Origin of the sequence: Gardnerella sp. DNF00550 (genome assembly GCF_049262685.1) — a bacterium.
In the GTDB taxonomy this organism is placed as follows: Bacteria; Actinomycetota; Actinomycetes; order Actinomycetales; family Bifidobacteriaceae; genus Bifidobacterium; species Bifidobacterium leopoldii.
Window position 1 is genome coordinate 402,666 of the sequence record NZ_CP058397.1, and the last position, 12,943, is coordinate 415,608.

Sequence of the window (12,943 nt, forward strand, 5' to 3'; positions counted from 1 at the left end):
ATTATGTATAAGCAGAAACATAAAGAAGACACATTATTGAAGTGAGGAATAATGACGAAGAAGATCATGAGTGCAAAGCATCTTGCTGATTTGCAAAAGTCTATGAAAAATCTAGTAACAGCGTTATTTACGCGCCACTTTCTAAGAGCGTGTGCGCAGCTATGCTCGCAGGTGCTATGGTGATTGGGGGGGGGTATTCGTTTCTACTCCTTTGCCTGCGTATGCTGACGGCTATGTAAGTGGTGATGGTGCTCGCGTTTATTACGGCTACAAAGCTGACGCTGATTACAGTAAAGAGCGTTTGCTGATTAAAGTAACATATTATAAAACTAAGGCTGACGCGCTTAAAGGTGGAAACGATGGTGTTGATCCGCTTGGTAAGTTTGTGCGCGTTGAATATACTTCTAATAATCCTGAGGATGCCAATAAACAACCAGATAAGTGGGCTTTAAGACCAACTTGGTGGTTTGGTGTGCCAAATGGTTTGAAAGCAGATACGATTTCCCAAATCCGCTTGGTAAGGAATGAGCGAGGAACTCAAGAGGCTTCTAGTCCATCTACTCCTGGCGCTAAAAAGTTGAAAAATGCTTCAAGGCAAGGCTATGTTGTAGCAAGTGACCACACGTATAACAGCATAGATCAGTGGAAACACAGTGTTTCACGCGATTATTACTCTGGTAGCGACAAGACCATCGATGGCAAGGGTTGGCAGCGTATGGTCGGTATTGGTGGTAAATCAGGAGATTACGATAATTCTGGTAATACCAGAGATCAGTGGAATATTTACAAGGATGGTAATGCTAACGGTCTTCAAGGTATTTTTGCTGACTGGGAGTCTGCTGGTCAACGCTACTACGAAATGTCGTATGTAGCAGAAATGACAGATGATGCTTGGAAGCAGCGCGATCAGAAGCCGCTATTGTTTGTTGCAGGCATTTACCGCGGTGTTGGTAATTGGCGTTACGTTGCAGGCAGCACGATGCGTGCACCAAAGATTGCGGATCATTTGGAATTGAAATATCCTAAGCCGACGCCTGTAAAGAATCTTGACTCGCTTGATGATAATGAACAGAAAGCAGTAAAAACTGCTATTAATGATGCTAATAAGAGTAACGATAAAGACCATCCAAATCTGTTTGATCAACTGGTAGCAGAAAACGGCATTAGTGTTGATGCTAAAGGTAATGCGACTATTACTTTTACAGACGGCACTAAGCGTGTTATGCCGGCTAGCTTATTGGTATTAAAGAACGAAACAGATAAAGACAAGTATAAGCCAACGCTTCCAGCTCGTACGCCTGTAGTGAAGTTGTCGAAGCTCACGTCTGATGAAAAGACTGCGGTAACTCAGGCAATTATTAATGCTAATGGTGGTTCTACGCCTAATGCCTTCTTGCAGAATGTGAAGAAAACTAACAACCATTATGAAATTCGCGTTCAAGAAGACGGCAGTGCAAAAGTTACTTATGCTGATGGATCAGAGCTTACTATTCCTTCTACAGATTTGGTGTATCAAGGCGCAACTATCGCCGATTGGGCACCGTATCGCGTTCCAGTTCCTACGGAAGTAGATGACCCATCTAAGTCATTAACTCAAGATCAAAAGACTACTATTGCGTCGGCATTTGATGAAGCAAATAAGAGTTTCCCTGTTTATCAAGCTGCTAAAAAGCATAACAAGAATACGTCTCCTGTAACGTTTGATAACAAAAACAATGCTGTAATTACCTGGGCAGATGGTTCACAAACTACCATTCCTGCTTGGATGTTCTTGAAGAAGAAGCCGACGCAAGCTACAAAGCCTGAGCAAAAGCAAACTACCAAAGAGTTTACGGTTGATTTGCCGGCAACACCTACGGAAGTTAATTTCGATCCATTTGATAAGAATGCAACAGTTGGTCAGGATCAACTTAACAACCTTGAAGCTTCATTGCAAGCTTTAACAGCTAAGGACGCAAGCGATAGTAATAAGACTGTAACTCTTACTTCTGCAAAGATTGATATTGCAACTGGTACGGTAACTTTTAAAGCTAAAGGATATGAAGATAGAAAGTATCCAATCGGCATCTTCTATAAGAAGAAGTCAACTGGAACTGGTACTCAGAATCCTACGCAGCAGACGCCTACGAGCAAGACCGATACTGACACAGATAATCCAAAGAATACGTTTACATATAACGTTAGAAAAATTGAGATTGATGGAGATAAGCCAAATGCTCAAGATGCCATTAAGGCACTAAAGCAGTTTGTAACAGACAATTACGATAATGTATCTGAAGCTGATCTATCTTCTATTAGTGATAGCATTACTGTTAAAAAGACTTGGACTCCAAAAAATGGTACTCACAATATGGGTGCGTATGAAGCTTCAGGTAGTAATTATGGACCAATGAGTTCGTTTAGTATAGTAGGCAATGACTTTGGCATCCAGGTGATTGGCCACCCATGGGCTGACAACGATGATAATGGTGACTGGGATTCCGCTCAGACAATGCCGTTGTTTACCATCAAACCCAGCGATTTGTATGTTAAAAAGGGTAATACTCAGCAGACTCCTACGGATAACACTATTGATCAGCTGAAGGCTCTTGCTAAGCAGCTTTTGGATGAGAAGAAAAATCTTACTAAATCTGACTTTACAAGAGCTGGTTTAGATAAAGATAAAATAACTGATAATGCTATTGATAAAATGAATGATGCCGGAGAGCTTCGTGATCTTATTAAGAAGCTGAGTGAAGCAAAGCATGCTGATCGTATGTACAACTCTGCTGGTGACGTTGTAGTTGATGATCCAAACAAGCTTACTGAAGATGATTTCAAGAAGGCTGTGGAAGCGTTCGTAAAAGCTAACTACGATAAGAGCGACAATTTCCATGCTAATACTGTTACTACAGCTTTGCCTACTGATTTAACTCCAAAGTCTGGCACTATTGATATGGAGATTGCTGACGATAATATTAAGTCAGTTACTTCCAGTAAGACTGGCGATGCCGCTGATTATAAGTCAATGGTATTTAAGGATGCCAAGGGTACTCAGCTTTTCACTGTTGCTATTAGCTACAAGAAGAAGGAAGAAACTCCAAAGCTTAGCGACGATGCTCTTAACGAGATGAAGAAGCAAGCTAAGGAGACTATCGATCATAATCCAAATCTGACTAAGACAGATAAGGATGGTTTTGATAAGCGTATTGATGCAGCAACTACTGCTGAGCAGATTCAAAACATTTTGAAGGAAGCTGCAGAGAAAGCAAATCAGAACTCAACTTCTAATGATCCTAAGATTAAGGGTGAAATAAGCGGCAATCAGAATGGTGCTGACGCTGAGAACCAGCAGAAACTCGATGCTGCTAAAGAAGCTGCTAAGAAAGCAATCGATGCTCTTACTCATTTGTCAACTGAAGAAAAGACGGAGTTTAAGAATAAGCTTAATGGTGTAGATGTTAAGGCTCCTGCAGACGTTCAAAAGATTGTTGATGCTGCAAAGCTAGCAGATGAGCTTAAGGGCGTTAAGGAAGAAGCACAAAAAGAAAAGTTTGTGTTCCTCGATCACGGTAAGGGTGGAAAAGATGATTCGTCTGATCCAAACCACGTTGAGGATGCTGCTCTTAACAGCGTACTTGGCTCTACGCCAGAAGAAGATTCTACGCTTAAGACTTTGGCTGAGAAGTTGCAAGCAAATCCTGCATCTGCATCTGAGATTCGTGATGCTCTCGAAGCTGCAAAGCTACAGAATACAAGTAATGAGCAGAATGCCAGGAATGCTGGTATTGCGAAGCTTGAAACTAAGAAAGCAGAGCTTGTTGCAGCATATAATGCTTTAAGTGCTGATCAACAGACGAAAGCTAAAGATAAGTATAATGCTGCTATTAAAGCTATTGATGATGCTGAATCTGCTGTTAACAAAGCAACTAAGCCTTCTGAAATCAAGAAGGCTGTTGATGGCGTAGATACTTCGCTTAATGCTGCTAAGGAAGATATCAAGAATAATACGCCTAAGCGCGATACTTCTAGTATCACCAACGATCAAGATTCTGCACTTGCCGAAGAGAAGAAAGCTCAGATTGCACGTATTAATGCAAGTAATCTTTCTGCTGCTGACAAGGAAAAAGCTACGAAAGAAATCAATGCTGCAACTAAGCTTGGTGATCCAACCGGTATTGCTAATCGTTACTTGAAAGCTCAAAAGATTGAGGATGCTAAGAAGCAGATTGCTGATCTTAAGTATTTGAACAAGGCTCAAAAGCAGTATTATGAGGATCTTCTTGATAGCACTGATGCTTCTGATCATGTTGACGGCAAGGATGACATCGATGATGCTCTTGAGCAAGCGTTGAACTTGAACGGTGTGATGAAGCGTTTGGCTGATCTTGCTACGAGTGCAGACGCGCTTAAGAAAGATGATAAAGATAAAAAGTATTCTTCTGCTGAGCAAACTAAGAAGGATGCTTTCGATGCTGCTTTGAAGGCTGCAAACACTCAACTAGATAAGGTTGATGGCGCAGACAGCGACAATATTAACGCTGACGGTGCTAACGCTTTGTACAACGATTTGCTTACAGCTATGCAAGGCCTTGATAGCACTGTTAAGGGTGTTGGTTTGTACACTGACGACTTGCAAAAAGAATACGATGCTGATGTTGCTTTGAAGGATAATCCTGTATACAAGAATGCAACTAAGAATGTGAAGGAAGTATTCGACAAAGCTCTTGAAGCTGCAAAAGCTGCTCTTGAAAATGCAACAAAGAATCCAACTGCGCTTGGTGCTGATGCTGCAGTTCAGCAGAATGCAATCGGTGCTGCTCTTGCTAACTTAGTGAATGCTCGCAAGGCTCTTGACGGCATTGATACAACTGCATTGCAAGCTGAAGTCGACAAAGATAAGCCTTTGAAGAATGATGTGAAGTATAAGAATGCTTCTGATGATAAGAAAAAGGCTTTCGATAAGGCGCTTACGGCGGCTGAAGATGCAATTGCGGATGCTGAGGGCAGGAAACAGTTGGCTGCCGGCGAGGATCCAAAGACTCAAGAACAGAAGCAAAAAGCTGTTAATGATGCATTGGCTGCATTGCAGAATGCTGCTAAGGATCTTGATGGTAAGGAACAAAAGCCAACCCCGGCTCCTTCTGTTGATAAGAGTGATTTGAAGGCTCTTGTTGATGCTGCTGGGCAGGTGAAGGATTCTGACGCGTATAAGTATGCTGATGCTGATAAGCAGGGTGCTTACGATAAGGCTATTAGTGATGGTCAAAGCGTGTTAGCTAAGACTGATGCTACGGCTGATGAGGTTGCTAACGCTGTTCAGGCTATTACTACTGCTAAGACTGCGTTGGATGGTAAGAAGCCAGAACCAACCCCGGCTCCTTCGGTTGATAAGAGTGGTTTGCAGCATGAGATTGCGAATAGTGGTGATGTGAAGAAGTCTGATGATTATACGAATGCTCCTTCGGATAAGAAGCAGGCTTATGATCATGCTTTGGATCACGCTAACGAAGTGAACAATAATCCGAATGCTACACAGGATCAGGTGAATCAGGCTACTGAGGATTTGAAGAAGGCTGAGAATGATTTGAAGCCAACTCCAAACCCGATTCCAACTCCTGGTGCCGGAACTGATAATACTGGAACTGGTGCTGGAACTGGAACTGGAACTGGTAATGCTGGTTCTGGTTCTGAAGCTGGTTATGGTGTGAATGATAATGCGCCTACTACTGTGGATAAGGGTGAGTTGAATGTTCAGATTCAGGGTGCTGAGTCTGATTTGCAGCCTGGAAATGCTGGTAACGGTAACGCTGGTGCTGGTGCTAATACTGGTAATTCTGCCAACGTAGCTGGTAACGCTGGTGCTGGCGTAAACTCTGGTAATGCAGGTAACACTGCTAACACCAATGCTGCCAACGCTAACGCTAATAATGCTAATGGCGTAAATTCTGCTGCTCTTGATGCTGCTGTTGAGAATAATCCGGCTGTGAAGCAGGTGGATGCTCAAGTTGCTAAGGCTCAGGCTGCTCTTGATGCTGCTTTGGCTGAGGCTAAGAAGGTTGCTGTTGATCCTAACGCTACTCAGGCTCAGGTTGATGCTGCGGTTCAGAATCTTTCTGCTGCTCGTAAGGCTTTGGCTGCTGCTAAGGCTCATGCGGCTGATGTTCGTGCTTCTGTGCGCGCTCAGGTGTTGAAGAGTGGTAGTGTTGCTCAGCTTAGTAAGACTGGTAGTGACGTGTCTGTGTTTGGCTTGTTTGCTGCAACTCTTAGTGCTGCTGGTGCTGCGCTTTTCTCGGCTAAGCGTCGTGGTACTTCTCGTCATAGTAATAAGTAGGATATTTGCTAGCTGGTCTGGTTATTGCAGATCAGCTAGTTTTAGAGCTGCTTAATGTTTGCTTAATTGTATTCAGTAAGTTTGCTGAGTATTGGGTTAATTAGCATAATGAAGTTAATGTAAAATGTGCCTCACTTTGCGTCTTTCTTTACTACGCAAAGTGAGGCATTTTTGTATGCGAATATTTTTATCTAACACGAATTGAAACAGTCTTGAAAATATGGGAGAATTACCACATGACTACAGTTATTATGCATACTTCTGAAGGCGATATAAAAATCAATTTGTTTGACAGTAACGCGCCTGAAACCGTCAAAAATTTTGTTGGCTTAGCTACCGGCGAGCGTGAGTGGCTTGACCCATTCAGTGGAAAACCTTCGCATGAGCCATTTTACGATGGTTTAACTTTCCACCGCATTATTAAGGACTTCATGATTCAGGGTGGCTGCCCACTTGGTAACGGAACTGGCGGTCCTGGATACGAGTTTGACGATGAAATTGACGCATCCTTGAAGTTTGATAAGCCTTATTTGCTCGCTATGGCAAATGCTGGAAAGCGTCGCGGTCGTGACGGTCGTTTGCATGGCACTAACGGTTCGCAGTTCTTCATTACAACTGTGCCAACTCCATGGCTTGACGGTCACCATACAATTTTCGGCGAAGTTGCTGACGATGAATCGAAGGCGGTTGTCGATAAGCTCGAGGCTGTCGCAACTGATCGATCTGATGCTCCTCTTGAGCCTGTAGGTATTATTTCTATTGAAGTTTTGTGATTAAACATTATGTGATTTAATATTCTTTAATACTACAGTTCTCAATTACTAATCCGACATTTTCTATACGCTTGTGTACAGAAAAGGTCGGATTTTTGCTGTAAGGCGGCAGAAACTTTACAAGCGTGCAACGAAAAGGTCGGATTAATAGAATCTAAATGCGAATATAAAGAAAGCGAGTCTTATAGCAAGCGTAATAGCTCACTATAAAACTCGCTTTGGTTTATATCAACCTTCTTCTATTGTTATCCGTTGTAAGTATTGTTATTGAAGCACTTGCAATTCAGTTTTTGCTTCCGTACTTCTGCATTTTATGCTTTCACGCTTTGATACAGCGATGAGCCGGATTCTTGGAACTTTTTGCTCATCTCTTTCATACCATCGGCAATTGCCTGACTGCGTGCTTCTTCAACGAGCTGCTCCTGCTGAGCTGCTCCGCCAAAACGCTTACGAATATTTTGCGAAATAGCCATCGAGCAGAACTTTGGTCCGCACATCGAGCAGAAGTGCGCCATTTTTGCCGGCTCTGCAGGAAGTGTTTCGTCGTGGAAGGCGATTGCGGTATCCGGATCGTAGCTTAAGTTGAACTGATCCAACCAGCGGAACTCAAAGCGAGCCTTACTGATTGCGTTGTCGCGATCCATAGCATGTGGATGGTGCTTAGCAAGATCAGCTGCGTGGCAAGCAATCTTATACGCAATCACGCCTTGCTTCACGTCGTCCTTATTAGGCAATCCCAAATGTTCCTTAGGAGTCACATAGCAAAGCATTGCAGTTCCGTATCGTGCAATCTCCACGCCACCAATTGCGGAAGTAATGTGGTCATAGCCCGGTGCGGTATCCGTAGTCAAAGGACCAAGCGTATAGAATGGAGCATTCTGGCAAATCGCCTTCTCCATCTCAATGTTCATACGCACAGTGTCGAATGGCACGTGACCAGGACCTTCAATCATCACCTGCACGTCATGCTTCCAAGCGATCTTTGTAAGCTCGCCAAGTGTCATAAGCTCGGAAAGCTGAGCCGCATCGTTAGCATCAGCCAAGCTACCTGGACGCAAACCATCGCCCAAAGAGAATGCAACATCGTACTTTGCGAAAATCTCGCATAATTCTTCAAAGTGCGTATACAAGAAGCTCTCTTGATGATGCTGCAAGCACCATTCAGCCATAATTGAGCCACCACGAGAAACAATACCGGTTACGCGGTTTGCAGTAAGCGGCACGTAGCGAAGAAGCACGCCAGCGTGAATAGTCATGTAGTCAACGCCCTGCTCGCACTGCTCAATAACAGTGTCGCGGAAAAGCTCCCAGCTGAGCTTAGAAGCATCATCCTCAACTTTTTCCAAAGCCTGATACATTGGAACTGTTCCAATTGGCACAGGGGAGTTGCGCAAAATCCATTCGCGCGTTGTGTGAATATCGTTACCGGTGGAAAGATCCATAACGGTATCCGCACCCCACTTCGTGGCCCACGTAAGCTTTTCTACTTCTTCGTCAATAGACGACGTAACAGCAGAATTACCCATGTTTGCGTTGAGCTTAGTTAAGAAGCGTGAGCCAATAATCATAGGCTCAGCTTCAGGATGGTTAATATTGCAAGGAATTACAGCGCGTCCTGCTGCAATTTCTTCTCGAACTAGCTCTACATCGCAATTTTCGCGCGTTGCAACGTATTGCATTTCCGGAGTAGTAATTCCGTGACGAGCGTACCACATTTGCGTAATCGGATGATCTGCGCCCTTCATTGGCTTATGCGTGCGACCACGCCATTCTTTAGAAGCTTTGCCTCGCTTAATTGCGCGCTTGCCGTCGTCTTGAAGATTGCGCCTGCGACCCTCATATTCCACAACGTCACCGCGGTCGCGAATCCAGTCAAGTCGAAGCGGAGCCAAGCCTTCCTTCGGATCGCACTTTGGACCTTCAGTATTGTAATCCTTAAAAGGCGGGTTAGGACCTACGCCAGGAGTATCCGAAAGCTTAATTTCCGTATAAGGAACTTCCAAATCGTAAGAACCATATTCATACTCAAAATGAACTGGAGTTGTTTTGCGAATATGAGCTTTATCGCGCTGAGTGCAACCACGAGCTGCAATGTCAACTCGCTGTTGTTTAGCTAATTTCGCAGCATCCTTTGCTTCTTTAGCGTTAATAAAAGTTGGTTTCTTTTCTTGAGTTTCTGAAGATTTTGATTCAGAATTTTCTGCAACTATTACTCGCTTAGCGTAGCCGTGCTTTTCTTCGCCTCGCACAGCTTTCCAATGTTCAACAAACTCACGCATAGTTGATTCTGGTGTTTCTGAAGAATACAGTGCTTCAGAAACGAACCATCCTGCAGCCTTAGTGTGAGCGATTGTATCGATATCGTCGAGCGCAGTTCTTCCGCCAACTAGAACTGGGAAATCACTTGCGGAACAAATCGTATTAATTTTCGCTTCGTCCAGCGTTGTGTGGTTTGCTTCCAATTCGTAAGCGGCAGTAGTGCTTTCGCATCCTTCTTCAGGATTGTGCATTGCTGTTACGCAAATGTAATCAATGCATCCATCTGGCAGTTCGTTTATTACTTTAACTAAGCTTTCGGTTTCAACAGATAAGCCGATTACAGCATCTTCGCCAAGAAGTGCGCGAGCCTCTCTAGGCTCCATGTCGCTTTGTGCTAAATGCACTCCGTCAACTTTGATGCTTTGATTGCGAGCTTGCCAAACGACATCAACACGTTCATCGATAACAAAAGTTACAGAATCGCATTTGTTATTGTCTTCGATGATTTGTGCAATATCGCGTGCAATAGTAGTGATTTCTTTAGCGTTTTCATTGTTGCAATGAAGACGAATAAAAGTCGCTCCAGCGCGCAAAGCATCATCGACAATATCTGTAAGTGGACGATTATTACAAGCTTGTGGGTCTGCAATAAAGCAGGCACTTAGATTAAATTGATTACGCATTGATGCGTACGGATAATTCGATGTCATACTAAAATCGTTGCTCCCTACGTTGTATTAACTAACAGGTTCGAAGGGTTAGGCAAATTAATACCATCTCAGCCTTCTTTCGAAAGCACCCCTGCAAAATGTCGAATTACCAGTAAGTTTACACGATTATGTGCATTTAATTGGTGGTGGGTATGTTGCGAAATTCTTTAGCGTTCGTGATGATTGATTGCGCGTGAAATAAAATCTCCCAAGCTTTGCACAATCTGCACGAGGATAATGCAAAGAATAACAGCCACTGTCATCACATCGTATTGATAGCGCTGGTATCCGTATCGTATTGCAATATCTCCGAGTCCGCCTGCGCCAACTGTTCCAGCCATTGCGGAGAATCCAAAAAGCGTAATAAATGTAAGCGCAGCTCCGCGAATTAGCGAAGGTAAAGCTTCCCACAGCAACACTTTGCAAACAATTTGCAATTTGCTTGCTCCAAAGCTTTGTGCTGCTTCAATTAAGCTTCCGTCAACTTCGGCTAAAGATTGTTCAACTACTCTAGCAACGAATGGTGCAGCAGTAATTACCAGTGGCACAATAGCTCCAGGAACTCCCAAAGAAGTGCCAACTATGAGACGAGTAAAAGGAATTATTGCAACTAATAAAATAATAAACGGCACAGAACGCACGATGTTAACAATCCAGCCTAGAACTGCGTTAATTGGCGCGTTAGGGCAAATACCTTTTTTGTTTGATGTAATGAGAAGTACGCCAACTGGAAGTCCAATAAGGTATGCAAAAAGTGTTGCAACTGATGTCATTACGAGTGTGTCTTGCACGCCTTCAATAAGTAAGTCACCGTAGTCGTTAAAAAATTGTGTAGCAGTTTCTAACATTGTTATTTCACCTCATTGGTAAGCGCGTTTGTTTGTGCGTCTGTTGCCTCGTTTGCAAGCGTGTTTGTAGTTTTAGCACGATGATTTTCTTGTTTTTCATCTGCAATAAGAGTTCGCAAAATATCGCTTTGTGGATTTGCAAAAAGCGTATCCGTGTCACCTAATTCCACAATGCGTCCGCCATCAATCATTGCAACTCGGTCGCAAATATTTCGTGCTACAGCCAGCGAATGTGTAATAATAACAAGTGTTACGTTGAGTTCGCGGTTAATTCGGCGCAATAAATCAAGGATTTGCGCAGTAGTTGTGGAGTCCAGTGCGCTTGTTGCTTCGTCGCAAAGCATAATCGACGGATTATTCGCCAATGCTCGTGCAATTGCTACGCGCTGCTGCTGTCCGCCTGAAAGTTGGCTAGGGTAGCGGTTTGCAAAATCTTTTAAACCAACTAAGTCAAGCAAGTAGTTTGCGCGTTCTTCTCGTTCCTTTTTTGCAGTGTGATTTAACTCTAATGGGAAAGTGACGTTTCGCAATACTGTACGTTGCTGGAAAAGGCTAAAATTCTGGAAAATCATGCCAATATTAGTGCGTACTTTTGCAAGTTCTTTATCTTTTACTTCGCTAATATCATTTCCGTCAATAATAATTTTGCCAGAAGTTGGTCGCTCAAGCAGATTCATGCAACGAACTAGCGAAGACTTTCCTGCACCAGAAGAACCAAGGATTCCGAATACTTCTCCCGATTCAATAGTCAGATTAATGTCGTGTAATGCTTCATTCGCTTTGCTACCTTTGCCGTAGCTTTTGTGAAGATGTTCGATCTGAATCATGCTTTTCCTTAACAGATTATTGCTTTCTGTGTGAAATATACTTCGTTACTAACTAGAGTTACTAACTAGCGTCATTAACTAGATTATTGACTAGCACGCACATTACGTATATTACACGCTTATAAAATAATGCCGCAAAGCATACACGAAGCATACACATGCGGCATTAGGTGGCTACATTGTGAGTATTATTTAGAAAACAGGAAGCACAGCGCCTTTGTAAGTTTTAGTAATATAGTCGCGCACTTCGCTTGTCTTCAAAGCTTTGAGTAAGGTTTTGATTTTTGCAAACTTTTCAGAGCCCTTCTTTACTACAATAATATTTTCATAAGTTTTAGCCGCAATGCCACCAACTTTTTCTGAAGTAAGTGGGTCTTTAGTTGGATTAAAACCAGCTTGAATAGCGTAATTGCCATTCATGGCAGCAAGATCCACATCCTTAATGGCAGTAGGAACTGTTGCCGCTTCAAGTTCTTTAAACTTCAAATTCTTAGGATTCTCAGTAATATCTTTTGTAGTAGCGTTAATATCCTTTGGATTCTTCAACTTAATCAATCCAGCATCTTGCAAAAGAAGCAATGCGCGAGCCTCATTAGTAGGATCATTTGGAACTGCAACAGTTGCGCCATTTGCTAATGCTTTAATCGTCTTGGTTTTTCCTGGATACAATCCAAATGGTTCAAAATGAATTCCACCTACTGAAACAAGGTGAGTTCCCTTTTCCTTATTAAAGTTGTCAAGATAAGGCAAATGCTGATAGTAGTTTGCGTCAACTTCGCCTTCTTCAGTAGCTGTATTTGGCTGCACGTAGTCAGTAAATTCCTTTACTACTAGCTTGTAGCCTTCTTTTTGCAAGATTGGCTTTACAACCTTATTTAAGATTTCAGAATGCGGAGTAGGCGAAGCAGCAACAGTAATAGTTTTGTCATCCTTCGCGCCTGCTTTTGAGCTACCGCAGCCACTTAAAGTGAAAGTCGCTAATGCTGCCAGTGCTGTAATTGATGCAATAACTTTAATTTTTCGCATATTTCCTGCTCCTTGTTCGGTGAAATTCGTTTAAAGTTAAATCCCCTTCGCGAGTAACGAATTATCAATATAGGCGAGAAAAATCAATAATTCTATACTTTGCTTATTAGTATTATTTATGACGTGTTAATAATTCGCATACTTGCAGTGTGGAAAGAGAAAAAATAAGTTTTTCAACACGTCGCTT

6 protein-coding genes and 1 riboswitch are annotated in these 12,943 nt (G+C 42.8%); of the genes, 2 read left to right on the forward strand and 4 right to left on the reverse strand.

All coding sequences use genetic code 11. The features are described 5' to 3' along the window. Positions 1-151 precede the first annotated feature (151 nt). Together HXT29_RS01380 and HXT29_RS01385 are read left to right on the forward strand one after the other, a co-directional pair. On the forward strand, positions 152-6,313 hold the full coding sequence (locus tag HXT29_RS01380; RefSeq protein ID WP_422118407.1) for a hypothetical protein: 6,162 nt from the start codon (positions 152-154) through the stop codon (positions 6,311-6,313). Positions 6,314-6,549: 236 nt separating this feature from the next. Further along, the gene (locus HXT29_RS01385) at positions 6,550-7,086 is read left to right on the forward strand and encodes a peptidylprolyl isomerase (RefSeq protein ID WP_004106348.1); all 537 of its coding nucleotides are present in this window, start codon (positions 6,550-6,552) and stop codon (positions 7,084-7,086) included. A gap of 311 nt (positions 7,087-7,397) precedes the next feature. Here the strand turns inward: HXT29_RS01385 and thiC are convergent, their stop codons facing one another. The 4 genes from thiC to HXT29_RS01405 form a co-directional block, all read right to left on the reverse strand. Further along, a complete protein-coding gene (gene thiC, locus HXT29_RS01390) occupies positions 7,398-10,055 on the reverse strand; it encodes a phosphomethylpyrimidine synthase ThiC (protein WP_004119078.1) in 2,658 nt (885 codons plus the stop codon). Next, positions 10,053-10,158, reverse strand: a riboswitch (TPP riboswitch). (Overlaps the previous gene by 3 nt.) Before the next feature lie 64 nt (positions 10,159-10,222). Continuing rightward, on the reverse strand, positions 10,223-10,903 hold the full coding sequence (locus HXT29_RS01395) for a methionine ABC transporter permease (RefSeq protein ID WP_422118408.1): 681 nt from the start codon (positions 10,901-10,903) through the stop codon (positions 10,223-10,225). Between the two features lie 2 nt (positions 10,904-10,905). After that, the gene (locus HXT29_RS01400) at positions 10,906-11,730 is read right to left on the reverse strand and encodes a methionine ABC transporter ATP-binding protein (RefSeq protein WP_004106342.1); all 825 of its coding nucleotides are present in this window, start codon (positions 11,728-11,730) and stop codon (positions 10,906-10,908) included. Positions 11,731-11,922: 192 nt separating this feature from the next. After that, positions 11,923-12,756 carry a MetQ/NlpA family ABC transporter substrate-binding protein gene (locus HXT29_RS01405; RefSeq protein ID WP_422118409.1) on the reverse strand — a complete coding sequence of 278 codons (834 nt, stop codon included), beginning with the start codon at positions 12,754-12,756 and terminating at the stop codon, positions 11,923-11,925. Positions 12,757-12,943: the final 187 nt, after the last annotated feature.

Bases quoted from the DNA above. Each gene is read 5' to 3' on its own strand.
- HXT29_RS01395 (WP_422118408.1), bottom strand. From the start codon at position 10,903: ATGTTAGAAACTGCTACACAATTTTTTAACGACTACGGTGACTTACTT.
- HXT29_RS01385 (WP_004106348.1), top strand. From the start codon at position 6,550: ATGACTACAGTTATTATGCATACTTCTGAAGGCGATATAAAAATCAAT.
- HXT29_RS01405 (WP_422118409.1), bottom strand. From the start codon at position 12,756: ATGCGAAAAATTAAAGTTATTGCATCAATTACAGCACTGGCAGCATTA.
- thiC (WP_004119078.1), bottom strand. From the start codon at position 10,055: ATGACATCGAATTATCCGTACGCATCAATGCGTAATCAATTTAATCTA.
- HXT29_RS01400 (WP_004106342.1), bottom strand. From the start codon at position 11,730: ATGATTCAGATCGAACATCTTCACAAAAGCTACGGCAAAGGTAGCAAA.